The sequence below is a fragment of the Sorangium sp. So ce381 genome (assembly GCF_051473845.1).
Taxonomy (GTDB): Bacteria; Myxococcota_A; Polyangia; order Polyangiales; family Polyangiaceae; genus Sorangium; species Sorangium atrum.
Map to the genome: position 1 here is coordinate 7,807,833 of NZ_CP150336.1, position 25,880 is coordinate 7,833,712.

Consider the following 25,880-nt stretch of genomic DNA (forward strand, 5'->3'; position numbering starts at 1 on the left):
ATGCGAATCTGCATCCTCGGCGCCACGGGCCTTGTTGGCCGCGAAACCATCACCCTCATCGCGCGGGCCTGGCCCGGCGCGACGCTCGCCCTGTTCGCGAGCCGGGACCAGGAGCTCACCCTCGACGGCAAGTCGTACGAGGTGCTCGGCGCGTCGCGCCTCGAGGCGCAGGACGCCCCCCGCGGAGACCTCGCGTTCGTGGCCCTGGATGACGATCACAGCAAGCGGTACGTCCCGCGGCTCGTGGAGCTCGGGTACCGCGTGATCGACAAGAGCAACACGTACCGCGCCGACCCGAAGGTGCCGCTCGTCGTCGCCGGGGTGAACTCGAGCATCATCGACGACTCGGTCCGGCTCGTGGCCAACCCGAACTGCACGACGATCCCGCTGATGCTCGCGCTCTCGCCCCTGCGCCGCGAGTTCGGGCTCAGCGCGGTCACGGTGAGCACGTACCAGGCGGTCAGCGGCGCCGGCATCGCCGCCCTGGACTCATTCCTCGCGGACGCGCGCGACGGCTTCCAGGCCCTCGATCGGCTGGGCCTGCCGTTCAAGCCGTCGGGCTACGCCGGCAACACCGTCCCGCACAACGGCGGCACCGACGAGAGCGGCTTCTCCTCGGAAGAGCGGAAGCTCATCTTCGAGAGCCGCAAGATCCTGAGCATGCCGGAGCTCGGCGTCTCCGCGCAGTGCTGCCGGGTCGGCGTCGCGGTGGGCCACTACGAGAACGCGTGGGTCACGTTCGATCGCCCGGTGGATCTCGAGCGGGTCGCGAGCATCCTGAGCGATCCGGCGCGGTCGCCCTTCGTGAAGCACCTCCCCGGCGCCGCCGGCGAGGGCCTGAGCGCGCTCCACTGCGTGCAGGACCGAGACCTCGCGCTGGTGGGGCGGATCCGCCCCGATCACCGGGACCGCGACCGGAAGAGCGTGTGCCTCACCGTGGTCGGGGACAACCTTCGGCTCGGCGCGGCCACCAACGCGGTCCGCGCCGCGACGCGCTGGTTCCCGAGCGCCGATCGGGACCTGCAGGCCCCCTGACGGCAGACGATGCAACCTACCCAGCCCCTCATGATCCTCGTCGCCGGGCCCTATCGCTCCGGCACGGGCGATGATCCGGTCCTGATCGCGGCGAACGTTCGCGCGATGAACGACATGGCCGTGCGCCTGTTCCGGGCGGGCCACCTCCCCGTCCTCGGCGAATGGTTCGCGCTGCCGCTCATCGAGCACGCCGGGTCGCGGCAGATCGGAGACGAGGTATTCAACGAGATCTTCCATCCTGTCGCCCGCCGGCTCGTCGCGCGCTGCGACGCTTGCCTGCGGATCGGCGGCCCCTCGAAGGGAGCCGACGAGATGGTCGAGCTGTCCCGCTCCATGGGCAAGCTGGTCTTCTTCAGCTTCGATGAGGTCCCGGGCCGCGGTTAGCCGCGGCTGCCACACGAGAGGCACGTGAGAGGCGCGCGAGACGCCTCGGCGGCGCGGTCCATCATGGCTCGGGCCCCGGCCAGACTGCGCCGACAGGGAGCGCCTGCACGTCGGGGAAGAGCATGTAGACGCGCTTGCCGTCCCCCATCTGCCGGTGGGGCGGCGAGGGCGTGGCCGCCGCGACGCTCGCGCGCACCGCGCGCCCGAGCGCGGCCGGGCCGTCGAGCGCCTGGCTGAGCGCGGCGAGCGCCTGCGCGAGCTCGGGGAGCGACGCCTCGCCCGAGGTGCCCCGCGCGACGAGGGCGTCGACCTCGCGGCTGCGCACCCCGAAGTCCGACGGCAGCGGGTGCGCGAGCTGCGCCGTGGCCGCGGCGTGGAGGAGCTGGCGCTTCGCCACGCTGCCCGCCTCGCCGAAGCCCGCGACGAGCTCGAAGAGCGCCGACGCGACGCCGAAAGCCGGCTCGAGGTCGCTCGGGTCATGGAGCGGGGAGACCCTGATTCCCAGGTCGTCGAGGAACTCGAACCCCGAATCGCTCAGCGCGGCCGAGCGCTCCGTCTCCGGCAGGGGCGGCGCGACCCGCACCTCGCCGCTCTCGAACACGATGACGCGCGCGTACGTGAAGCGCGCGTGCGGCACCGCGAGCCGCACGCGCGCGAGCTGCGCCGCGACCTCCGCCGCCGCGCCGATCTCGAAGCGCGAGCCCGGAAGGTGGCGCGCGATGCCCTCCAGCGTCATCCCCGCCGCGTCGGGCCAGGGGCACACGGCGACGTGCCGCGGGAGCGCCTCCGCCTCGCCCGGCGCGCACACGCGCTCCAGCCCGAACGAGGTGGGGGCGAGGAGCGGCGGCCGCTGGCCCTCTATCCGCCGCAGATCGCCGAACAGCCAGGCGCGGTTCTCCCCGTGGTGCTCGGGCGCGAGCATCCGCGCGCCGACGAGCAGGGCGACGGTGCCCCCGGCGCGCGCGAGCCATGCCTCGGGCACGGAGAGGTGCTCGTACAGGAAGGCCTCGACGATGAGCTGCCACTCGCGGGGCGGCTCGGGAGGCAGCGGAGCGGCGGTTCGGTACATGGCGGGTGCGGGGCTTCGAAGAACGGCGCGCTCGGCCCCGGATCCACACGCGAGACGGGCGAGCTCGTGAGGTAGCGTATCCAAGCCTGGACCGCCGCGGAACACGGCAGCGCGCCGCCGCCGCCGATCGGCGGGCGCGCTGCCCGATCCGCCCTGACCGCGCGGCGCTCAGGTCGCCAGGGACGATCGGAGCGCGGCCGCCTGGCGGGCGGACATGCAGTGCTTGATGCCGTCCTTCAAGCTGCGCAATGGCCGGATATCGCCGAGCTCGACGCCGAGCGCGACGAACGCGCGCGCGATATGGGGGCTGATGCCCGTCACGATGCAGTCGCACCCGAGCAGCCGCACGGCCTTGGCCACCCGGGCGAGGCGCGCCGCGACCTCGTCGTCGATGGCCGGCAGCCCCGTCACATCGAGGATGATCCAGCGGGCCTGCGCGTCGACGATCCGGCGGAGCAGGCCATCCATCATGTCGGCCGCCCGCTCGGAGTCCACGGGCCCGACGATCGAGAGCGCGAGGATCTCGTCCCACACGTCCACGATGGGCAACGACAGCTCCCGGATGGTGACGCGCTGGCGCTCGATCGTCTGGAGCTGCTGCTCGAGGGCGCGCTTGGTGGCCTGCAGCTCGCAGAGCGCCTCCTCGCGCTGGGCGAGCGACTCGGTCTTCGCCTGGGACGCGGCCGCCGACGCGCCGAGCGCCCCCTCGAGCTCGCGCTGCGCGACGATCCGCACCTCGATCTCCTGCTCCAGACGCTCCTTCGCGCTGGTCAGCAGCCTCGATCGCTCCCGGAGATCCCGCTGGATGCGGCCGAGGAGGACGTGAAACATCGCGAGCAGCCCGCCGCTCACGCCGGCGAACGCGGCGCAGCCGGCCACGAGCTGCGCGCGCGCGGCGGCGGCGACGCCCGTCACGTCGCGCATCACGAGCAGCTTCGCTGTCTCGAGCGACCGGACGTCGTCGATCGGGAGCAGCGTGCACTCCAGGACGCGCCCGTCCGCCTGGACGGTCACGGTCGGCTCGTCGAGGTCGAGGCCCTGCCGCGCCAGCCTCGCCGAGAGCTCGTCGGGCAGCGCCTGCGCCGTGCTGAAGACGGCGACGATCGAGGGGAGCGTGTCCCACGGAGGCAGACGCTGCTCCGCGGCGGTCGGCTCCCAGAGCGCTCGATCCACGTACTTCTTGTCGACGAGGATGGCGACATCCATCCCATGGGCCTCGCGCAGCGAGGAGGCGACGAGCTGGAACTCCTTGCCGAGCTCGATATAGCCGAGGAGGCGATCCCCGGAGCGCCACGGCATGACGTACCGGAGGGTATACGTGCCGAGGGGCCCCTGCTCGTTGCCGACGCTCGGCTGTCCCGTCCGCTCCGCTTCCATGAGCGTGACGCGAGAGATCGTGTCGCCGAAACGGTGAGGCTGGTGAACCCGCAGGAAGTTCACGCGGTCGGGAGCATGAAAGTAGAGGTGCGTGATCCCCGCGCGCGCCTGGAGCTCCTGGAGGAGCGGCGCCCCCCGCGCGAGGAGCGCCTCGCGGTCCTGGCGGCGCATCGCGTCCTCGAGGAGGGGATCGCGCCTGATGGCGCTCATGAGGGAGCCCAGGGTCGCGATGTTGTCCTCGGTCGCCCGCCGCAGGAGCTCCGTTGTGGTCTCGGTCGCCTGCTGGAGGCTCGCTTCGCGCTGCGAGGTGAACGCTCTGTAGGTCGTCACCAGATAGAGCGAGAGCAGCAGCGCCAGGGCGAGCACCAGCGGGGCGAGCACCCTGAAACGTACGTTCTGGTCCGCGCTCGCGCGGTCTGTCGTGCGATCCTCCATGAGCCTCCTCCCGTGCCACGGGCTCCGCCGAAACCGGCAATCGCACCGATACGCAGCCGCCCGGGCCCCCCCGACCGATGGTTCACATGCGCCCGTCGCGCGGAACAGCGCTTCACCTCCGGACGCGACGACGATCCAGCTGGCAGGACGAGGCTACGAGTTCCTCGGGCGCCGGTCCATCCAGTTCAGGTGGGGCAGCTCTCGCCACATCGTCGCAGACCACGGGAATGCGGGAAATTGCGCCCAGCAAGCAGCAGAGACGGCAGCGACGTGGCGCGATCGACCCGGACAGAGAAATCCTGCCCAGCACCGCCATGGCGCCGGGCGTGGCGCTCGCGACATCGACCGAGACGAAACGCGACATAGCGCGGAGGGGAAGAAGGGAAGATTCACAGGGAGACCGGGAGGCGGGGAGGCGAGAGATAAGATCAATCGCTCGAACCATCGAGCGACCTGAAAGCAGCCGTCCCCAGGCGAGCAGGCTCGAACGATGGCCCCTCACCCATCCACCTTGGTCTCGAGTTCTCTCTCCTCCCCGCCTCCCGGTCTCCCTGTGTATTCTCTCTTGCTCTATCTGTCTCGCGACCTCACGCTGGTGAACGCGCGCGACAACAGCTGCGATGGGCCGACGACCCGGGTCGACTCCGCCGCGGCAAGCCGGAGCCACAGAGCTGAAATCACAAAAGAGAACCGCCCGCAGAGCCTGGCTCCGCGGGCGGTCTTCTTCAATCAGCGACTCGGCTTACTTGAGACGGGCCAGCATGTCGACCTTCTCGGTGTCGAGGCCCGTCCACTTGCCCCAGCCCGTCTTGTCGGCATCGGTGTACGCGTGCAGGTAGATGCCACCCGTATCACCCGACTCGGGGTTGATGGACCAGTACGTGAAGTCCGTCATCTTCTTCTTGATGAGGTAATCCACGTACATGTTCTGCCACTCCCAGTCGTAGCGCTTGCCGGCAGGCAGGTGCGCCCACAGCTGGGCCAGCCCCGGGTCCATCTCGTTCTTCGGCCAGTCCTTCACGCCGCCGAACTCGCCGGTGATCACGCAGAAGTTCTGGTCGTGCAGGAACCCGAAGTGCTCGTCCCACTGCTTTTCCATCTTCGCGACGGCCTCTGCGTTGCTCCGCTCCAGGATCAGCCCGCACTTGGCCTTGGCGGCCGCCTCGTCCTCGAGCCCGACGCACTCGGGCTTGGACTGATCGACGTGCTGCTTCTGAACGAACACTGCAGGCCCGTAGGTGTGGGGCGAGAAGCAGAGCCGATTCCTGGGGATCTGGATCGGGTACGCCGTCTGTCCGTAGAAGTTCTCACCCCAGTTCGGGTTGAGGTCGGGATCGCCGTGGGGCTCCGGCTCCAGCGTCAGGCCGCTGGCGCCCGCGGGCTGGTGGCTGCCGGACACGCCCTGGACCACGGCGACCATGTCGTCGTTCTCTTCGGCGATGACGTCGTAACACGCCTTGGCCATGTCCGCCCACTCGGGCCAGCTGTACTTCCACGGCTCGTTGAAGCAGTCGATGCCGATGATGTTGTCGATCCCGAGCTTCTTGGGCAGCTGCGCCATCTCACGGATGGTCGCGAGCCACTTGTCGTAATCGTAGGCGTCCTCACCCGTCTTGCAGGAGTAGGCGTCCGCCTTGTAATCGTAGTTCTCGCGATCGCTGTCCACGTAGGGCTTGTCGTCGTCGAGCCTGCCCGCGCGCCACCCGAGGTGGTTCGAGCAGGAGTGGATGCCCAGGATGACGTTCAGGTTGTTCTTGTCGGCCTGCTTGAGGAAGTCCTCGAGCGCCTCGCGGGCATTGGCGTACGGGTAGACTTCCTCGTTGTTGTTCCTGATCCGGGGCGAGGTGGTGCTGTAATTGCCGTCCGGGTGGTTGGCGACCAGGGTCTGCGGCGCGATGGGAAGCCGGATCGTGTTGAACTTGAGCTTGGAGCTCGTGAGCTCCTTCATCGTGGCCTCGATGGTGCGCGGGGCATCGTTCTCGGCCCACCACATCGACCCGATGAAGAGCTCCATGGCGCCGGGGCGCTCGAGATCGTCCTGCCCCTCGAGCCCGAACCAGTTGCCGCCGCGAACCTGGATCTCCGTGCCGTTCTGCGTCAGACGGCCATTGGCGAGGTTGACGCGGAAGATCCCGTTGGGTGAGCCGTCGGTGTCCGGCGTGGGCTTCGCGTCCGGGTTGCCGCTGCCGCTGCCGCTCGGGATTCCAGCGCCCGCGCCGTTGCTGGTGGTGCTGCCGGCGCCCGCGCCGTTGCTCACGCTGCTGCCCGCGCCCGAGCCGTTGCTGCTGCTGCCGGCGCCCGCGCCGTTGCTCACGCTGCTGCCCGCACCCGAGCCGTTGCCGCTGCTGGCGCCGCCGGAGCCCGTCAGCCCACCCCCGGTCGCCGCGGTCGAGCCGTCACCGCCGCAGGCGATGCCCACCAGACCGAGGGCCGCGAAGGAACACAAGAAGATATGGCTTCTTCGGATTCTCATAGGTTCGTTCTTTCGTTAAGCACAAATTCAGAGCACGGCGCACTGCTTCGAGCGACAACCCCCAAGGCTCGTCCGTAAGACAATTCAAGCCAGATCAACGGTTGGTCGCGCTCGACAGTCGACCCTGCGCAGAATTCGCAATCAAGCAACACCGACGGGTTGCCAACCGGACTCGCATGTTACCCGCCACCAAACAGGGGGTCAAGACGAGACGCACCCCCAGATGCCGGGACCAAATCTCGATATGGCGGTGTTTTTCCCACGACGGTGGATCGCAGGAGGCGCTCTCCTCCAACGGGATCCTGCAGGAACGCTGCACGAGGGGACGACCTCCTCGAGACGCTTGACTTTCAAATTGCGCTTCAACGGCCGAGCCGCTCCGCAGCGCTCCGCAGCGCCGCGCTCCCATCGCACGCGGAGCGTCATTTGCCAGGCGCACAGCGTCAGTGAATAGGCGCACAGCGTCATCTCACATACGCACAGCGTCAATCGCGACGAAAGGGGCCTTCGTCAGATCTCGTCAATGGGAGAGGCAGGTTGGAAGACTGCGACTTGCCACAGTGCCTGTCACAGGGGCACGCGACGCGTCGACGCGCTGCTCCGACCTCCATCGTTCCTGACGGCGGCGGGTGTGCCGGCAGCCGAGCTGCCAGCGCTACTCCCCTCCTCTCCCACGGCCCTCGCCCTCCGCTCTCGGTCTCCGCCAGCGCTCCGGCAGGCGGACGAGGAGCAGCGCGAGCCCCGGTAGAAGCACCATCCCTGCGAGCAGCAGCAGGGAAGAGGTGAGACGCGCGGCCGAGGCGCCCACAGCGGCATAGGTCGCCGAGATGCCCAGGTTGGCCAGGGCCGTCACCGCGACGAACGCGCGCCAGGGCATGCGGCCCGCGCCCGCGAAGACGAGAGATGCCTCCGCGAGCACGGGCACGCCGCGGAAAAGGAGCAGGAACCAGCGGCCATGACGCTCGGCGGCCCGCGTCAGGCGCGCGAGCTCCGCCTCGCCCACCATCCGCTGCAACGCCGGCGCGCCCGCGCGCGCGCCGACCAGATAACCCAGCCCCGAGCCCACCATCATGCCTGCCCACGAGACCGCCGTCCCGCGCCAGAAGCCGAGCAGCCCGCCCGCCGCCGTGCTCACCAGGCTCGATGGCACCGGCAGGACGATATCGCCGGCGAGCAATCCGCCGAGGACGAGCGCCGTCGCAATGGGCGAAGGCGGCGCCGCGAGCAGCCTTCGGGCCGCAGCCTCGAGGCTGTCGGCGAAGAGGAAGAACGGCACGAGGATGATCAGAAGGAGCAGGCCAGAGAAGCCGGCCCACCCGGCCCAGGAGCGCCGGGGGCGCGCGGTCGCGCCGGGGAGGCGGGCGCTCCCCGGAGGAGGGGTCGAGTCAGACGATCGCAACATGCAGCGCTCCAGGTCCGGTGACGGGCCGGCCGGCGCGCGACGAGGAGAGGAGGAGCGAGCCGGCCGGCGCGCGAGTATACGTCCCTCACGCGGTCCGCCCTCGGGGGAAAGAGACGCTGGTTGAGGATTTATCCACGCACAGGGGGAGCCCCTTTATTCAACAGCCCTGGAGGTGACGGCTCGCGCAGGAAGGGCTCGAATTCAGGGCACTCGCGTGGGAGACTGTCGCCAATTCACGCATCCCGAGAGGTCCCGGGCAACCGGAAGGAGCAGGTCATGCGTCCTCGATCTTCGTGGTTTGGTTCGACCATTTTCATCATGAGCTGCGCCGCCCTGACGGCAAGCTGCTCTGCGAGCCGCGAGCGTCCGGCCGGAGGCGGTGGCACCGGCGGCGGCGGGGACAACCCAACCACCACGACCGGCGGCGATATCGGCGACGGCGACACCACGGGGAGCGGATCGGACATCGGCGACGGCGACAGCGCGTTCCGTTGCGGCGACGGGGGCCTGACCAAGGACGAGGCGTGCGACGACGGGAACGCGGTGGGCGATGACGGCTGTGCCGCGGATTGCCGCTCGGTCGAGCTCGGCTGGTCGTGCCCGCTGCCCGGAGTCGCCTGCACGCGCATCGCCCGCTGCGGTGACGGCGTTGTGGTGTTCCCGGAGCTCTGCGACGACGGCAACACCGAGGCGGCCGACGGCTGCTCGCCGACCTGCAAGGTGGAGGTCGGCTTCAAGTGCAGCGGCAACCCGAGCGCGTGCACGCCGACGACCTGCGGCGACAGCACCCAGGAGGGCGCGGAGAGCTGCGAAGACGGCAACACGATGCCCTTCGACGGCTGCTCCGCGAGCTGCCAGGCCGAGCCCGACTGCTCCGCGGGCTCGTGCGCGTCGCGCTGCGGCGACGGCCTCGTGCTCGGCGAGGAGTGCGACGACGGCAACAACATCGACGGCGACGGCTGCTCCGCGACGTGCAAGCAGGAGCCGGGCTACACCTGCGCCGTTCCCCAGCCCTCGGGATCGATGGCCGTGCCGGTCGTCTTCCGCGACTTCAAGGCGGCCCACGCCGACTTCGAGCCGAAGGGTCCCGCCAACAGCAAGCCGATCTTCAACATGGTCGGGCAGCGGCTCGACGCCCAGAAGAAGCCGACGTACATGGCCGCCGCCAACAGCCTGGTCACGAGCGCGGACAGCTTCGCCCAGTGGTACCACGACGTGCCCGGCACCAACAGCACCACGGCCACCACCCTCACGCTCTGGGACACCGGCGACGGCCGCTTCGTGAACCGCTGGGGCGAGGACGGCCAGCAGTGGACCCTGCTGTCCACGGAGAGCGAGCACTATTGCGGCAACGTGGGCAACGAGATCAACGACGAGGAGTGCACCTCGTCGGCCCAGGCCACCCCGCAGTGCGGCGACATCCACAGCGAGGAGTTCCACAGCTGCGAGGTGCGCGGCGGGGTCTACTGGGCGAGGTATATCGAGGAGACCTACGACGGGAACCCGCTGTTCTTCCCGGTCGACGACGACCCGTTCACCCCGGCGGCCGAGCGCGTCGCGGCCGACATCTTCCCGAGCTACGGCGGCGGCGACTGGCTGAAGGAGGAGGGCAGCCCGAAGCACAACTTCCATTTCACGAGCGAGATCCGCTACTGGTTCCAGTACAACGCGGGCGAGCAGTACGAGCTCGACTTCACCGGCGACGACGACGTGTGGGTGTTCATCAACGATCGCCTGGCGGTCGACGTCGGCGGCATCCACAGCGCCGTCAACGGGCGCCTCGTCATCAACGCCAACGGGGGAGGCAGGGTGACCTACGCGACGGAGGAGGACGACGTCATCCAGCCGCGGAACGTCGATCTCGGCCTGATGGACGGCGGCGTCTACCAGATCGCCGTGTTCCACGCCGAGCGCCAGACCGCGGCGTCGACGTTCAAGCTCACGCTGCAGGGCTTCGCGACGGCGCGGAGCGAGTGCAAGCCCGTCTGCGGCGACGGCGTCGTCAGCCTGGGCGAGGAGTGCGACGACGGGGTGAACGACGGCGGCTACGGCGAGTGCGCGCAGGACTGCAAGCTCGGCGAGTACTGCGGCGACGGCGTCGTCCAGGCCGTGGAGGAGTGCGACGACGGCAACAACCGCGACGGGGACGCCTGCGGCAGCGGCTGCCGCAACCTCATTCCGCGCTGACCCGGCGGCTCAGGCCGTCCACACCCTGAGATCGCTCGCCGCGCGCTTCGGGGCTCCCGGGTGTGTCGGCACCAGCACCCGCACGGGGGGCGGCGCGCGCGCGGCGACCCCCGCGCCGGGTGAGAGCGTGAGGCACAGCTCTCCGCCCGTCGGCGTCGCCCGGAGCGCGAGGTGCACGACGCCGCGGCGCGCAGCCCGGACGGCGCTCAGCAGCACGCGAAAGAGCGCGCGCGCCAGGGTGTTGTGGTCCGCCTGGACCACCACGGGCTCGAGCTCCTGGATGCTGGTCGTGACGTCGCAGACAGCCGACTCGACCTCCAGCAGCTCCGCGAGATCGCGGATCAGCGCGTCGAGCGCCACCGGGCGCGGCGACGTCGCCCCGTCCAGCGCGAGCGCTCGCCACAGCGCAGCGGAGCGCCGGAAGCGGCGCAGCACGTTGGCGGCGAGGTGGAGCAGATCGCGCGTCTGGGCGAGGACGCTCCCGGCGAGCTGATCCGCGGCGAGATCGATCCTGAGCCGCGCGGCTGCCCGCGCCTGGAGGATGTCCTGGAGGAACCGCTTCAGGTCCTCCAAGGGCACGTCCCGCGCAGTGAGCACACGATCCATGTCCCGCTCGAGGCGCATGGCGAGGAGCTCCATCTCGATGGCGCGCGCGGCGCAGAGCAGAATTTCGCGCAGACGCCAGCCAATCTCGGGTCTCCTGACAGAGAGGCTGAGCACGCCGACGGTCGTGCCGTCGCCGTCCCGGAGCGGGAGCCCATGGCACGTGAAGGCGTGGAATCCCTGAATGAAATGCTCCGGCCCCACGAGCTCCGTATAGCGATCTTCGGCGAGCGCCGTACCGACGCCGTTCGCGCCACAGACGCTCTCCTCGAGCAACGCGCCGGGACCGGGCACCCGTTCGGGACCGTGAATGGTCTGCTCGTCACCGTGGACATCCAGGAGAATCGCCCGCGCGTCCCCCACCATGACCGCATGGCGCTCGTTCCCCGAGGCCTGGCTGAGCGCGCGAAGGTAAGGTTCGGAAGCGAGAATGAGCTCCTGGTGCCGCTCGCGCAGGCGCTCGGTGTCGAGCGCGCTCAGGAACTCGGCCTTGGGACGGCGCGGATCGGCCCCTCCCCCATGAGAGCGCACCCAGGCGCGGTGCACGTGAGGACGCAGCTGCTCCGCCTCCAGGGCGCCGATCGAGCGGTAGAGGCGTCCTGCCTCGAGCGCTGATTCCAGCCACGCTGCCATGAGCCAACCCCTCGTTCGAGCGCGCGGTTGCGTCCGCCGTCGTCCGCGATTCTGATCCGGGATCTTGCACAGTTCGTACCCTCGATACGCCTCCGCGAGAGGCGAGCCGCGAGAAAGTGAGCTATTTCAACTCTCCATTCTCCCAGGGAAGAGCGCGGACCGTATGCAGGCACCTACCGTCCTGATCGTCGATCATGACGAGGCCCAACGAGAGGAGATCCGCCGCACGCTCGAGGCCGCTGGGCTGCGGGTCGAGCTCGCAGCGACGATCGCGGAGAGCCTGCGAAGAGCCCATCGACCGCCGGACCTGGTGCTCATCAGCGTCGATCTGCCGGACAGCGAGCGGTGCGAGCTCTGCCAGCGCCTCCAGGCGGCGCTGGGCGCGGCGGCCATCCCGGTGCTGCACGCCAGCCGGGCCCGCGCGGCCGTCGGGCAGCCGTCGACCTTGAATTCGACGTGCGGTTCCACGTGCGGTTCCACGCATGATTGCTGTCGTGCCGGCTCGCGCGCATGGCCGATCGAGAGTCGGCTCCTGATGACGGCCGTCCGCGCGCTGCTCGACGCGCGCGCAGCGAACGTCGCGCGCGCCGAGAGCGACGAGCGGTTCCGCGCGGCCTTCGACCAGGCGGCGGTGGGGATGGCCCACGTCTCCCTGGATGACCGCCTGCTCCGCGTGAACCCGAAGCTCTGTGAGCTGCTCGGATACACCGTCGAGGAGATGATCGCTCTCCGCGCCCAGCATCTCCGGCATCCGGACCACGCGGAGAGAGCGCTCCGGCACGTCCATGCGCTGTGCGACGGGAAGATCCCCTCTTCCACCACCGAAGAGCGCTGCGTGCGGCGGGACGGGTCGACGCTCTGGGTCGCGGTCACGCGCTCGCTCGCTCGCGATCGCGCGGGGGCGCCGCTGTACGTCGTCGAGGTCGTGAGAGAGATCGAGCTCCGCAAGCGGGCCGAGGAGGCGCGGGAGCGGGCGCTCGCCAGCGAGCGCGTCGCGCGCATCCGGGTCGAGCTGGCGGAGGCGCGCGTCGCGCGCCTCCAGACGTTCACGTCCGAGCTCTCGCGCGCGGCGACGCCCGCGCAGGTGGCCGAGGTGGTCCTCTCGCTCGGGCTCGCCGCGCTCTACGCCGACGCGGGGTACGTCGCGCTCCTCGCGGAGGACGGCGTGATCGAGGTCCTCCGCGCGCCCGGCTACCCCGAGGACGTGGTCGAGCGCCTGCGCCGCATTCCCATGTCCGCGCGCCTGGCTGCCGTCGACTGCATCCGCACGGGTCAGCTGCTGATCTTCGAGTCGCTCGAGGCGTATAAGGCTGCCTATCCCGACGCGCCGGTAGGCGACTGGGCCAAGACCATGATCTGCGTCCCCATGACGCTGGGTGACGTGACCATCGGGGTGCTCGGGGTCACGTACCGCGACGCCTGTCGGATCAGCGAGGAGGATCGGCGCTTCATGACGACGCTCGCCCTGCAGTGCGCGCAGGCGCTGGACCGCGCGCGCCTCTACGAGGCCGAGCAGCGGGCGCGGCGGCTCCGCGAGGAGGCGCTGGCCATCGCGGCGCACGATCTCCGTAACCCGCTGTCGTCGATCATCCTTGCCGCGTCCCTGCTCGAGCGATCGGCCCCGGCGGACGCGGCGGGGCAGCCGATCCGCAATCGGGCGCGGCAGATCAAGCGCGCCGCGGAGCGCACCGTCGAGATGCTCGGCGAGCTCCTCGACGCCGCGATCATCGACGCGAAGGGCCTGAAGCTGGACGTCCAGCAGTGCGAGGTGGGCTCGCTCGTGCGCGAGGTCACCGAGATGCTCGCGCCGCTCGCCGAAGAGAAGCGGATCCGGCTCCACACCCTCCTTCCGGGGAGCGGCCTTGAGCTCCGCTGCGACCGTGGCCGCATGCTCCAGGTGCTGTCGAACCTCGTGGGCAACGCCCTGAAGTTCACCGCCGAAGGGCGGGAGATCACGATCATCGCGGAGCGTCAGGGGCCCGATGTCCGCCTGTCCGTCAGCGACACGGGCACGGGGATCCGGCCCGAAGACATCCCGCGCCTGTTCGATCGCTACTGGCAAGGGCGGGCGGCGCGCTGCGCTGGCGCGGGGCTCGGGCTGTACATCGTCAAGGGCATCGTCGAGGCGCACGGGGGGCAGATCTCGGTCGATAGCGAGCTCGGCGCGGGGACGACGTTCTCCTGCACGATCCCGGTCGCGCACGGAGCCCGAGGAGGCTAGCGCGCTCCTCACCGCATGTCCGACGGTGAGCACGACTCCAGAAGGCTGGAGCCAGCTCCATTATAGGAGCGGTTGCTCCTGCGCGGCGCATCGTCCGCCAGCGCTTCGACCGCTACCACGCCTGCTACGAGCTCGGGCTCCGTCACGACCAGAGCTTGAAAGGCAGCGTCACCGTGCGCGTCACCATCGATCCGCGAGGCGCGGTGGTGAAGGCGCGCGACGACGCCGTCCATGCGGTGAGCGTGCGGACGGCGTGCACGGCGGGCACCCATCATGCCTTCGGCCCGGTCGCGTCATCGACCCATGGACACGAGATTTCCGCCCCAGATACGCACGCGGAGGGCCCACGAGAGATTCTCCAAATTCTGAAATTCCAATCACCGACTGAGCTCGTCAAGATGCACTGAAGCCGGATCGCGCGGAGCAGGGCGCGGCCGCACCGCGGTGCTTGGGCCGCTGCCGCTGGACGGCTTTCGCCATCGGTCCGTCTCAAAGCTCCCTGCGAGCGCTCTTGCCGGCCCCTCGCGGGCCGAGCTCATTCCTCGTGAGCCCTCCGGTCCGTATCGGACAGATCCCCTGCTCTCCTTGTGAGGCGTCCGTCGTCGGGCAAGCGCCGGCGCGCCCTCTACGAGGCCCGAGGGCACCCCCGCGCCGCGGCGACCTTGGCAGGGCGCACAATGAAGGACACAAGCGCACCTGGAGCTGGCCACGCTGGACGGGGCTTTTGTGCGTTCAGCATCGCTCGATGAACCACGTTGGACATGTCTGACAATGCTCCTGACAAACAGGCGCATTCTCGGCTGGACGACCCGTGGCGCGCTTTGGGATGTTCCAAAATTGTGCAGTTTGGGTGCGACCACGGCGATCGACCGAGCTGTGGCGCGCCGTCCACGCGTTTCTCGCTTGTTTGATGTATTCTTTCTTTCTCCAGGACTTGCTCGTTGGCAAATGAGGGGTATCGTCAGCCCCGTCCGATTCGAGGAGTTCCTGTTCAAGCCGACAGGAGTTCCGGTTTCATCGGGGCGTACTTCGGAGAGGTCCGCTGTGGCGTGCTCTCTCCGCTGGCGCCACGCGCCATGAAGTCGACGGGAGGGAGCGAGGCCCACGGTGACCTTCGTGCGAGCTCCTCGCCAGACATCATCGGCGCAGCGGTCTTCGGGTAGCGCATGGCTCCAGGAGAGCAGGCGTATCTGTCGCTCTCCGGGGGGTTATCACCGCGCGATCATCTCAAGGCGTACGTTCTACAGGGCACGAATACAAGGAGCTGTTCTTATGAAGAAGATCATCATCCTCGCCGCACTCGCCACCATGTCGATCTCGGGGAGCGCCATGGCAGTTGACCGAAATCTCGCGCGCGCCATCTTCATCGAAGGGCAGGCGGCCGGTTCGGCGAACTTCATCAACGTCATCAATTTTAACGGCCTGGGTGACAACCTCCTGGCCCCGAACGGAACATGCTTGATCGGCATGTCCTGGACCAACAACGCCGGGACAGCGTCCCGCAGCTGCACGGTCCGCGAGGTAAAGACGACCACCAACCCCAACTGTCCGGACGCGGACATCAATACCACGATGTATGCCGGCACCGGCTTCAATACCAACTGCAGTGGATTCAATCAGTTCAACATGGCGTTCGGGCCCCAAGGTGGAGGCTTTACCACCATCAGCGCCTCCATCGTCCTGGGCGAGACGGCAGCCGGCACGCCGAGCTTCGGCGGGACGTTCCGGGATCCGTTCTCCTTCGGCTTCATCCAAGGCATCACGATCAACTAAGACCAAGCGCCGCCCGACGCGCCGCCATGCGGACGGCGGGTGAGCAGATCTCCCGGACCGCGCCTTGCGGCCGGGAGATTTGCTCACTTGCGCCCGGCCATCATCGCCCGTGTCAGCCGCTGCCTTGCCCGGGAGCGAGCGGGAGTCGCCCTCTAGGGTCCTGCTCCTTGTCGTGGCATCGCAGCGAGCGCCGCAGCCCCCTCACCCTGATCGGATGGAGACGTTCTCATGCAACCGCCTGTCCTGCATCACGATACTCCCCGCCGATGGCCGCTCTGGTGCGCGCTGGCGGCGCTCGCGCTCGCCGCCTTCCTGCTCCTCCGCCTGAAGCACGACGCGCCGCGCGCCGCGCTGCCCGAGCCCGCCGCCCCCTCTTCAACGCATCCAACGCATCAGCAAAAGTCAGGCTACGTCAACCGTGCGCGATGGGATCGCCCCGCCGCGCCTCTGGACCAAGCTGCCACGGAGGTGCCGCCGATCTCCGGGACCGTCTACGACCTGAGCGGCGCCCCGGTCGCCGGCGTCACGATCGCCGCGACGACCTTCGATGTCGCCGGCAATTTCCCCACGACGGCGGCGTCGGCCGAGAGCGATGAGCACGGGCGCTTCGAGATCCGCGCCCCGAACGGAACCTACAACCTCGTCAGCAACAAGGAGGGATACGGCCCCATGCTCGTCGTCGCGCACAGCGGGGACGACGTCGCCCTGCTGCTCCCGAGGAGCGGGATCGTCGATGGGCATGTTTACAACGAGCGCAAGGAGCCGATAACGGAGTTCACGGTGGACATCGTCGCGCTGTCCCCCGACAGCACGGCAGCGCCCGCGCCCCTCTGGTCGAAGCGCTTCGACGCGGCGGACGGGGCCTTCCGCGTGGAGCAGGTCCCCGGCTGGCCGGTGTTCCTCAGGGTCACGGCGGCCGATTACGCTCCTGTCTTCTCAGCGCCCGTCCATGTCGGGCCCGACAAGACCCAGAACGTCGAGCTGACGCTCTCGCACGGGTGCACGCTGACGGGGACGGTTCATGACGAGAACGGCGCGCCGCTCGTCGGCATATTCCTCGACGCGGAGACGCGCTTCACCACGGGCTCGTCGAGCCAGGGGTCGATGGATGCCGCGAGCCAGGCCCAGAGCGATCTGGAAGGGCGCTTTCGGCTGGAGCATGTCCCTCCCGGCGAGATCCTGGTCCGCGCGTATGACGGCGGCTATGCCGCGACGACGGCCCAGGTCCAGGTCGCGCAATGTGACGCGCTCGACCCGATCCAGCTCAGGATGTCCAGGGGAGGCAGCGTCGCCGGCGTCGTGCGGGGGAGCGACGGCAAGCCTGTCGCCGGCGCGCAGATCATGGCGTCTCACCGGAGCATCGGCTTCGTGAACGCGGTGACCGACGCCGAGGGGCGCTATCGCTTCGAGAAGCTCCCGGCGGCCGTCATGCGCCTCGAGCTGGTGGCGAAGTCGCAGCATACCGTGGTGTACGCCAACGTGAGTGAGGGGCAGGTCGTCGAGCGGGACATCTCTCTTCCCGCGGACAGCTCGGGCGAGATCCGCGGGCGCATCACCAGCGGCGGGAAGCCGCTCCGGGGTGTCCAGGTCGTGGTCGCGTGCAACCAGGGCGAGCCCGGGCTCGACATGCGCCACGTCACGACGAGCAACGACGGGACCTATCGGGCGACAGGGCTGCCGGATGGCGCTTACATGGTCATGGTCTCCTCGGCGGTCGAGGGCACCTCGGCCGTCGTTCGTGACGGCGGCGTCGCGCAGGCGGATCTGGACGTGGCCGGGCAGCCCCAGCCAGAGGATGACTCGGTGGCTCCGGCGCACTTCACCGGCGACTGAGCGGCGCGAGGCGGGAACCTCCGGCCCGCCCGGGCTGTCGATCGCCCTGCCCCACCGCTGGCGGGTCCGCGCTCAGGCTCGGCCCGTCGCGCAACGACCGGAGATCCCCCGTGCCCAGAGCCCTCCTCCGCAGCCGCGCTGCGCTCGCCGCGATCGCCGCCCTCGTCCCTGCCCTCTTCAGCTGCGCCGACAGCCCCTCGCCGCCCGCCACCCCCGCCTCGCTCTCGCGCGGGCCGGGGCCTGCCGCGCCGCGCGCCCTGCCCGCCGCGCCGGCCTTCGCCGTCGCGGCGCGCCGCGCCGAGGCGGCGCCGTTCCGGCTCACCGCCGCGGACGGCACGGGGCTGCGCCTCGTCGCGCTCACCGGCCGCGCGGTGATCGAGGCGCCGCTCGCGCTCGCCGAGCTGCACCTCACCTTCGAGAACCCCGAGGATCGCGTGCTCGAGGGCACCTTCAGCGTGACGCTGCCGCCCGGCGCGAGCGTCGGGCGACTCGCCATGAAGATCGACGATCGGTGGCAAGAGGGCGAGGTCGTCGAGCTCCAGCGCGCGCGCGAGGCGTACGAGGACTTCCTCCACCGCAAGCAGGACCCTGCGCTGCTCGAGCAGGCGGCGGGCAACGAGGTGAGCGCGCGGGTCTTCCCCATCCCGGCGCGCGGCGTGAAGCACATCGTCCTGTCGTACTCCCAGGAGCTCCGCCCGGGCGCGCCCTTCACCGTCCCCTTGCGCGGCCTGCCCACGGTGAGCCGCCTCGACATCGAGGCCGCCGTCGCCGGCGCCGCCGCGCCCGTCCACGCGCTGCGCCGGAACGACGCCGCGCCCGAGGCAGATTTCGTGGTGGATCCCGCGCGGCTCACGTCGATCGAGGCGCGCGGCGGCCTGCGCAGCGGCGAGCTCGTGCTCGCCCGCGTGAACGCTCCGGTGGACGCGCGGCCCGATCCGCTCGCCTCCGCGGTGATCCTCGTGGACACGAGCGCCTCGCGCGCGCTCGGGCTCGAGGAGCAGCTCGGCGCGCTCGCGGCCCTCGCGCGGGCGGTCGCCCAGGCAGGCGGCCCGGGCGCGCCGCTCACCGTCGCCTGCTACGACCAGGCCGTCACCCCCATCTTCGACGGCGCGGCGTCGGCGTTCGGCGAGGCCGAGATCGCGCGCATCCGCGAGCGGCAAGCGCTCGGCGCCTCGGATCTCGGGCGCGCGCTCCGCTGGGCCGGCGAACGCGCGCGCGCCCGCGGCCAGCGGCGCGTCGTGCTGCTCTCCGACGGCATCGCGACGGCGGGTGAGGTCGCGCCGGGCGCGCTGCGCGGCGCCGCGGCGGCGCTGCGGGGCGCGGGGGTCGAGCGGCTCGACGCGGTCGCGCTGGGCGGCCTCCGCGACGAGGCCGCGCTGCGGCAGCTCGTCGCGGCCGGCCTGCCCCGCGACGGCGCCGTGGTCGACGGCGCGCGCGGCGCCGCCGAGATCGAGCGGCGCCTCGGCTCGGCCACGCGCTCGGGGATCGCGGTGAACATCGAGGGCGCGCGCTGGGTCTGGCCCCGCACCCTGAACGGCGTGCAGCCCGGCGACGAGGCGCTCGTCTACGCCGAGGTGCCGGCCGCGCTGCCCGTCCGGCTCACGGTCGACGGCCGCACCACGACGCCCGACCTCCGCGGCGTGGAGCGCCCGCTGCTCGAGCGCTCGTGGGCGCGGGCGAAGATCGACGGCCTCCTCGCCCGAGAGGGCGCCGCGGGCGACCAGGACGCGATCCGCAAGCAGATCATCGATCTCTCGATCGCGCACCGGGTGCTCAGCCCGTACACCGCGCTGCTCGTGCTGGAGACCGAGCACGACTACGCGCGCTTCGACATCGCCCGGCGAGGGCTCTCCGACATCCTGACCGTGGAGGGCGGCCGCGTCGCCGTGCAGAGGCGCTCGCGGTCGCAAGCCGGGAAGCCGTCGGCCCCCGCGCCGGCCACCAGCCCGCTCGCCGGCGCTTCGCCTGGCGAGCGCGCCGAGGTTGCCACTGAGCAGAGCGCCGACGTTTCCCCTGGCGGGAGCGCTGCCCTGCGCCCTCCCCCCGCGCCGCCGGCGCCTCCTGCCGGCGCGGACACCCGATATGCCTTCCTCAAGGAGGGGCCCGCGCCGTCGGGCGCCAGCGGGAGCGCCGGCGGGCTCGGGCTGTCGGGCGTCGGCGAGGGCGGCGGCGGTCGCGGCGAGGGCATCGGCCTCGGCGCGATCGGCTCCATCGGCCACGGCAGCGGGGCCGCGGCGCCCGCGCCGAGCGCCGCGTCGGCCACGGGCACCGGCCAGGGCTTCGGCAGCGGCCACGGCCGCCTCGCTGGCAGCCACCGGACCAGGGCGCCGCAGGTCCGCATGGGCGCCACCCAGGTGAGCGGCCGCCTCCCGCCGGAGGTGATCCAGCGCATCGTCCGCCAGAACTTCGGCCGCTTCCGCCTCTGCTACGAGCGCGGGCTCCAGCGCGACGCGGACTTGCAAGGCCGCGTCACCGTGCGCTTCACCATCGACCCGAGCGGCGCGCTCGCCAACGCGCGCGACGGCGGGTCCGATCTGCCCGACAGCGCCACGGTCTCCTGCGTGGTCCGCGCCTTCCGCGACCTCACCTTCCCCGCGCCCGAGGGCGGCAGCGTCGACGTGGTGTACCCGATCCTGTTCGCCCCGCCCCCGGACGCCGCGCCCGCGCCCGACGCGCCCGACGCGCCGGACGCGCCCGACGGCGCCGCGCCCCCTCGATCGGAGCCGTATACCGGCCGCTTCAAGCAGATCCACGACACCCTCGCCCGGGGCGACGCGCCGGCCGCGGTGCGCGACGCCCGGGCCTGGCACGCCGAGGCCCCCGGCGACGTGCTCGCGCTCGTCGCGCTCGGCGAGGCGCTCGAGGCGGCGGGCGACACGCCGGGCGCCGCCCGCGCGTACGGCTCGCTCATCGATCTGTTCCCGGCGCGCGCGGACCTCCGCCGCTTCGCCGGCGCGCGCCTGGAGCGGCTCGCGGGCGGCGCCGGCCTGGAGCTGGCGGTCGACACGTACGAGAAGGCGCGCGAGCAGCGCCCCGATCACCCCGCGAGCCACCGCTTGCTCGCGTTCGCCCGCCTCAAGCGGGGCGAGCACGCCGCCGCCTTCGACGCCCTCGAGGCGGGCATCGCGCGCCGCTACCCGCCGGGGCGCTTCTCGGGCGTGGAGGGCATCCTGCGCGAGGATCTCGGCCTGGTCGCCGCGGCGTGGCTCAAGGCGGAGCCCGCGCGCCGGGCGGCCATCCTGGCCCGGCTCGCGAAGGCCGGCGCCGCGCTCGAAGACGCGCCCTCGCTCCGCTTCGTGCTGAACTGGGAGACCGACGCCAACGACGTCGACTTCCACATCCGGGACGACCGCGGCGGCCACGCCTATTACGGCGACCCGACGCTGCCAGGCGGCGGGCACCTCTACGCCGACGTGACCACCGGCTACGGGCCCGAGTGCTTCACCATCCGCGCGCCCCGGGAGCAGCGGGCCAGCCGGTACACCCTGCAGGCGCACTACTACGCGCGCGGGCCGATGGGTTACGGCATGGGGAAGCTCCAGATCGTCGACCACGACGGCAAGGGCGGTCTGACCTTCGACGAGCGCCCCTTCGTGGTCATGACCGACGGAGCGTTCGTGGAGCTCGGCGCCGTCACGCGCTGACGCGCGATGGGGCGGGCGACCGTGGACATCCAACCCGGCGACCACGTGCACACGCACAACCTGGCCACCGCGCTCTCCGGCCTCCTAGAACTCCAGACGCTGGCGCAGCCCTGTTGCCGCCCGCGCCGCGCACACCGCGGCGCGTCAGCGCACCCGCAGCTGCGCCGCCGATTCTCCGAGCTTTTCGCCCTGCGCATCGACGACATACAGCTTGTACGTTCCGGCGCTGGCCGGCACGGCGATGGACGTAGCGTCTCCCGCCGCCTTCGTCATCGTCACGCCCTCCGCGAACGTGCCGGTGCCGGCCGGCGCGAGCCAGACGGCGTTGGTCGCCGCGCCGGTGCTCCTGATCTTGATTGTCTTGGTGCCGGATGCCACCGAGGCGCTCGCCGGGAACACGTAGTCTTGGACCGCGAGCAGGCTGCTGGGAACGATGCCCCGGTGCTCTTCCTGGACGCCGGAGCTCAGGCAGAGTTCGTATTGCGACGCCGGCCACATGTTGTCCGGCACCGCGACCGGCGGGTCGATCCTGCTATCGGGCGGGTTGATGCCCATCTTGTTCACGGTGGCGTACGTCCTCAGGATGGTGAGATGGTGCTTGGCCCCGAAATCCTCGCAGTTGATCGTGTATTTTACGCCGGGGTCGATGTCGAGCACGTTGTCGTTCTGCGTGATGTACGCGCTGCCCTCGTCGTTGTGCAGGCCGTACGTGGGGCCGCTCGTCGCGGGCGGAATGCCCTTGACGTAGTTCTCGTTGATGGTCGTGCCAGGCATCTGACCTAGCGTATAGATCGCGCCGCTGTCGTGCAGCCTGCTCAAGGTATCGATGAAGCGATTGTTGTTGATCGCGTTGTCTTTGCAGGTGGTCGAGTCGGGGAAGTTCCGCCAGCCCCAGCCCAGGTTGATGCCGTTGTAGGCCGTCTTCTGGATCTGGTTGTAGGTGATCTTCAGGCCATCGACGAAGAACGCGGTGATGCCCGAATGGCCACCGAAGCCCGGCAGTGAGCTCACGTCGTACAGCAGGTTGTTGCTGATGGTGTCGTTTTTACAGATGCCTTCGACACCCGAGCCGAACCTGTGGTGAGGGCCGGTGTCGCCCACGTACACGTGCTGCGGGTGGCCGACCGTGATGCCGCTGCCGGCCATGTCGGTGATGTAGTTGCCGAGGATGCTGGAATTCACGACGTCGTTGATGAAGGAAATGCCCTCATTACCGCTGTGCTTCACCACGTTGCCGATGAAGTCGATCGAGTCGGCGTTGTTGACCGTGATCATCCCGGGCAGCGTGTCGATGATCTCGTACTTGCTGTTGTGCCAGTTGCCGTCGCCGTAGGCGACGTAGACGGTGGCGCCCTGGACCGTCGCTTTGCCGCGCGACTCGTCCACGCTGTACAGGTTGTAGTCGGTGTTGGCGAAGGTGATGCCCTGGAAGGTGAGATTTTTGACGCGGCTAGCGGTGGAGGCGCCGGCGATGTCGATCAGCTTTTCTGCGATCGGCGCCTGCACGTCGGCTTGAGCCATGTCCTCGCCCTGCCGCGGGTAGTAGTAGAGGGTGCCGGTCGTCTTGTCGAAATAGAACTGACCGGGCGAGCTCAAGAACTCGCGCGCGTTGTAAATTGTGTGGGTACCGGAGACGCTGAAGCCCGAATTCCAACCGGGGGTCTGCGCAATGGCGCCGTAGGGCTGTTGAAAGAGCAGCGCGCGGAGGTTGTCTGGTGTGGTGGTGACATCGCGAACGCAAACGATATTCTCGTTCCACGTGGTGCCGTTCACGATCTCGAGGTCGTCTTTGTTGCTGGCGATGGCGGGCACCGCGTCGATATCGTACTTGGCGCCGTCACTCGCGCTGCCGCTCGCCCAGGCCCAGCTGTGTTGCCCGGCCGTCACGCTGTACGTCCCGACCCCTCCGCGCGACGTGACCCGCTTGCTCGTCATCAGGGCACGCGCGTCGTTCACGTACAGGTTGCGCAGCTTCGTCGTTCGGTCGAGCTTCGCCTTGTAGATATTGCCTGCGTCCGGCGTCCATCCGGTCACCTTCGTCGCGCCGTTCAAAACGGGCTTTTCCCCGGGGTAAGCCTGATAGTAGATGCGATGGCCGTTCGTGCCCGAGTCCGATGGCGTGAAGGCGATGGCCTCGGTGAGGCTGTACGTGCCAGCTCGGAGGTAAACGTAGATGTCACCGGTCATGTCGGCGTTGACGGTGCGGACGACGTCGCGCGCCTTGGCGACCGTCTTGAACGGCGCGCTGGCCGTGCCTGGATTGCCATCGCTGCCGGAAGGCGACACGTAGTACGCCGCTTGCCGCGTCCCGGTCTCGTCCGGAACCTCGCCGCCGTCGCCGGCCGCTCCGCCGCCGGCCATCGCGCCCGAGCTGCCGCCGCCCCCGTCCGCTACCGCCCCTCCGGCTCCTTCAGTGGCGTCGGCTCCGCCGGTTGCGCCGCCGCCGGCCGAGCTGCCGCCACCAGCCAGGTTGGGGCTCGCTCCGTCCGACGAACAAGCAGCCAACCCAGCGAACGCCGTGAGTGATGCGGCAACCAGCACCTTGACGTGACGAACGGTGGAATCGTGACGCTCACGCATGATTTTTTGCCTCGAATGCAAGGTGAGCCGGCCGCCGACGCGGAGCACAGCGCCGCTTCCAGATCACGTCAACTCAGGAAGGAACCGACCCGCAGCGATGCTGCCGGAAGCGCTGCTGGGGCCTCGCGAAGCAGCGGGATGTCACGAAGCAGCGATGCCAGCCGAGCGGGTGAGCCGGCACGCTCCTCCCCCTGCATGCGCCTCACCTGGAGCCAGCAGCCCGGCCTGCACGGTGAACGCGCATGAAGAGAAAGGCCTGGTGCGCATGACGCACCTCTCCGAGACGACGCGAAAGAATGACGGGGGCCAAATGTGAACGTTCACATAGCTGGTGTCAATCGAAATGGACGGCGCGCGGATGTCGTCGATCCGGAGGGGTGCGTAGCGGCGGCCGGCCGAGGCGCCCGCATGAGCCGTCCTACGAGCCCGGCTCGTGCGAGCTCGTGGGTTTCCGGGGGGACCTGGGCGGTGCTCGTGCGCAGGACCAGCTCGGCCTCGACGGCGGCGCAGCCGTCGAGGCGCTGTTCGGCCGTCGGGCCTGGACCTGCCTTCACCGTCGCCGGGGTCGCCGCCGCTGCCGCCTTCGCCCCCTCGCCGCTGTCGCCGCCGTGGGCGCAGCAAACGTTGGTGACCGCCTGGCTCGGCGACGCCGGGCGCAGCACGCCGCTAGACCCCCTCCCACCGCCCGCTCTCGGCGGAGCGGAAGAGCGCGTCGATGACCCGCATGTTGCCGACCGCGACCTCGATCGAGTTCTCGACCGGGCCTCCCGCGCGGATGGCGCGCGAGAACGCCTCGCTCTGCAGGTGGTACTGGTCGACGGCGGGGAACGAGGTGACCCTGGCCGAGCTGCCGTTCAGCGTCGAGCCGTCATCGAGGAAGGCCTTGCACGGCTGGTCGGCGGGGGCGTTGAACGGGATCTCGATCTCGATGCGGCCCTTGGTACCGAGCGCGTTCACGCGCTGGTAGGCCGCCGCCTGCGTGCTGCACGTGAACGTCAGGTGCGCGCCGCCGTAGTCGAGCAGGCCCGAGGTCAAGCGATCGGTGCCGAACTCGGGATCGCGCTCGACGAGCGCGATGGCCCGCACGGGCTCCCGTCCGAACAGGAAGCGCGACGTGTTCAGCGCGTAGCAGCCGATGTCGTAGAGCGCGCCGCCCCCGACTTCCTTCTTGTTGCGGATGTTGGCGGCGTCGCGGTTGAAGTACGAGAACGCCGTCTGGACGCTGACAAGGTCGCCTATCTGGCCGCCTCTCACCCAGTCCCTGGCCTGCTGCCACTGCGGGTGGTTGCGGATCATGAACGCTTCGGCGATCAGCTTGCCCGTCTCGCGCTGGACGTCGACCAGCGCCTCGGCGTCCTTGGCGCTGAGCGCGATCGGCTTCTCGCACAGGACGTGCTTGCCGGCGCGGGCCGCGCGCGCCGTCCACTTCACGTGCAGGTGGTTGGGCAGCGGGTTGTAGACGGCATCGATCTCCGGATCCTCGAGCAGCTCATCGTAGCTGCCGTACGCCTTCGGGATCCCGAGCGATCGCGCGGCGTCGCGCGCCTTGCCGGCGTCGCGCGACGCCAGCGCGGTGAGCTGGGTCAGGGGCCCCCGCTTCATGCCGGGTAGGCTGACCGCCAACGCGAAGGCGCTCGCCCCGAGGACGCCCCAGCGCACGGGGGTGAGGGATTGGTTGGACTCCGGACCTTGGGCAGATGTGGACATAGGCACCTCGCTGCTCGCGAAGCTAACGGTCGACGGCGCGCCTGTAAACGCTCGACTTGACGATGGCCTGATGTACGGGCTCGACGCCTTGGCGGCCTGCGTCATCGGAGGCGCCCCCGACACCAGGCGGCATCGGGACCGCCGGCGGCCTCCTGACCGGAGTGCTCCTCTTCGAGGTCCTCGACAAGGGCCCTGGCACCCTCGACATGTCCCCTCGCTGACAGCAGATCATCAACGCCATCCTCCTCGCGGCCGTCTCCGTCGAACTCCGCACGTGCCTGCAGAAGCGCCGGGGCGCCGCCGCAGGGAGCGGCCCTCGATCTCCTCGCTGCCAATGACGTACTCGAGATCGATCAGGGGCGGAACAGAGCACGCCATCGAGGTCCCCTTCACGCTCCAGACGTCTCCGTCCGTCGGACGTCAGGTGAATACTTCCGCTCTCCCGCTCGACAGCACCAGCAAACTCTGCCACTATTACCAAAATTGCAGCCTTTCAGTGGGGGACTGATATGGCGCGAAATTCC

General features: G+C 69.9%; 15 protein-coding genes. 8 read left to right on the forward strand and 7 right to left on the reverse strand.

Annotation, left to right across the window (positions count from 1 at the left end; translation table 11 throughout):
* Both WMF29_RS28945 and WMF29_RS28950 read left to right on the forward strand, forming a co-directional pair.
* Positions 1-1,035 carry an aspartate-semialdehyde dehydrogenase gene (locus tag WMF29_RS28945; RefSeq protein WP_437323370.1) on the forward strand — a complete coding sequence of 345 codons (1,035 nt, stop codon included), beginning with the start codon at positions 1-3 and terminating at the stop codon, positions 1,033-1,035.
* A 9-nt stretch (positions 1,036-1,044) separates the two neighbouring features.
* Complete coding sequence (locus WMF29_RS28950) at positions 1,045-1,419, forward strand: DUF4406 domain-containing protein (protein WP_437323371.1); 375 nt, start codon at positions 1,045-1,047, stop codon at positions 1,417-1,419.
* Positions 1,420-1,480: 61 nt separating this feature from the next.
* Here WMF29_RS28950 and WMF29_RS28955 read toward each other — a convergent pair whose 3' ends face one another.
* The 4 genes from WMF29_RS28955 to WMF29_RS28970 form a co-directional block, all read right to left on the reverse strand.
* Complete coding sequence (locus tag WMF29_RS28955; RefSeq protein WP_437323372.1) at positions 1,481-2,488, reverse strand: hypothetical protein; 1,008 nt, start codon at positions 2,486-2,488, stop codon at positions 1,481-1,483.
* Positions 2,489-2,656: 168 nt separating this feature from the next.
* Positions 2,657-4,300 (reverse strand): cache domain-containing protein, encoded by a 1,644-nt coding sequence (locus WMF29_RS28960; protein WP_437323373.1) that lies wholly within the window; start codon positions 4,298-4,300, stop codon positions 2,657-2,659.
* A gap of 742 nt (positions 4,301-5,042) precedes the next feature.
* Positions 5,043-6,773 (reverse strand): glycoside hydrolase family 5 protein, encoded by a 1,731-nt coding sequence (locus WMF29_RS28965; protein ID WP_437323374.1) that lies wholly within the window; start codon positions 6,771-6,773, stop codon positions 5,043-5,045.
* Positions 6,774-7,428: 655 nt separating this feature from the next.
* Positions 7,429-8,175: a TVP38/TMEM64 family protein gene (locus WMF29_RS28970; RefSeq protein ID WP_437323375.1), complete on the reverse strand. Its 747-nt coding sequence runs from the start codon at positions 8,173-8,175 to the stop codon at positions 7,429-7,431.
* 276 nt (positions 8,176-8,451) lie between these two features.
* Here WMF29_RS28970 and WMF29_RS28975 point away from each other — a divergent pair, with 276 nt between their 5' ends.
* Positions 8,452-10,362 carry a DUF4215 domain-containing protein gene (locus WMF29_RS28975; protein ID WP_437323376.1) on the forward strand — a complete coding sequence of 637 codons (1,911 nt, stop codon included), beginning with the start codon at positions 8,452-8,454 and terminating at the stop codon, positions 10,360-10,362.
* Between the two features lie 9 nt (positions 10,363-10,371).
* Here the strand turns inward: WMF29_RS28975 and WMF29_RS28980 are convergent, their stop codons facing one another.
* Positions 10,372-11,598 (reverse strand): GAF domain-containing protein, encoded by a 1,227-nt coding sequence (locus WMF29_RS28980; RefSeq protein WP_437323377.1) that lies wholly within the window; start codon positions 11,596-11,598, stop codon positions 10,372-10,374.
* A 163-nt stretch (positions 11,599-11,761) separates the two neighbouring features.
* Here WMF29_RS28980 and WMF29_RS28985 point away from each other — a divergent pair, with 163 nt between their 5' ends.
* From WMF29_RS28985 to WMF29_RS29005, 5 genes are all read left to right on the forward strand, one after another.
* Positions 11,762-13,819, forward strand: coding sequence for an ATP-binding protein (locus WMF29_RS28985; RefSeq protein ID WP_437323378.1), 2,058 nt, complete (start codon positions 11,762-11,764; stop codon positions 13,817-13,819).
* Between the two features lie 173 nt (positions 13,820-13,992).
* A complete protein-coding gene (locus tag WMF29_RS28990; protein ID WP_437323379.1) occupies positions 13,993-14,226 on the forward strand; it encodes a hypothetical protein in 234 nt (77 codons plus the stop codon).
* An 865-nt stretch (positions 14,227-15,091) separates the two neighbouring features.
* On the forward strand, positions 15,092-15,592 hold the full coding sequence (locus WMF29_RS28995) for a hypothetical protein (RefSeq protein WP_437323380.1): 501 nt from the start codon (positions 15,092-15,094) through the stop codon (positions 15,590-15,592).
* A gap of 228 nt (positions 15,593-15,820) precedes the next feature.
* A complete protein-coding gene (locus WMF29_RS29000) occupies positions 15,821-17,425 on the forward strand; it encodes a carboxypeptidase regulatory-like domain-containing protein (RefSeq protein ID WP_437323381.1) in 1,605 nt (534 codons plus the stop codon).
* Positions 17,426-17,535: 110 nt separating this feature from the next.
* Positions 17,536-21,069: an AgmX/PglI C-terminal domain-containing protein gene (locus WMF29_RS29005; RefSeq protein ID WP_437323382.1), complete on the forward strand. Its 3,534-nt coding sequence runs from the start codon at positions 17,536-17,538 to the stop codon at positions 21,067-21,069.
* Between the two features lie 144 nt (positions 21,070-21,213).
* On the opposite strand, the gene WMF29_RS29010 is transcribed toward WMF29_RS29005, so the two are convergent.
* Both WMF29_RS29010 and WMF29_RS29015 read right to left on the reverse strand, forming a co-directional pair.
* Positions 21,214-23,649, reverse strand: a complete 2,436-nt coding sequence (locus WMF29_RS29010) for a right-handed parallel beta-helix repeat-containing protein (protein WP_437323383.1) — start codon at positions 23,647-23,649, stop codon at positions 21,214-21,216.
* A 666-nt stretch (positions 23,650-24,315) separates the two neighbouring features.
* A complete protein-coding gene (locus tag WMF29_RS29015; protein WP_437323384.1) occupies positions 24,316-25,356 on the reverse strand; it encodes a Gfo/Idh/MocA family protein in 1,041 nt (346 codons plus the stop codon).
* Between the last annotated feature and the right edge of the window lie 524 nt (positions 25,357-25,880).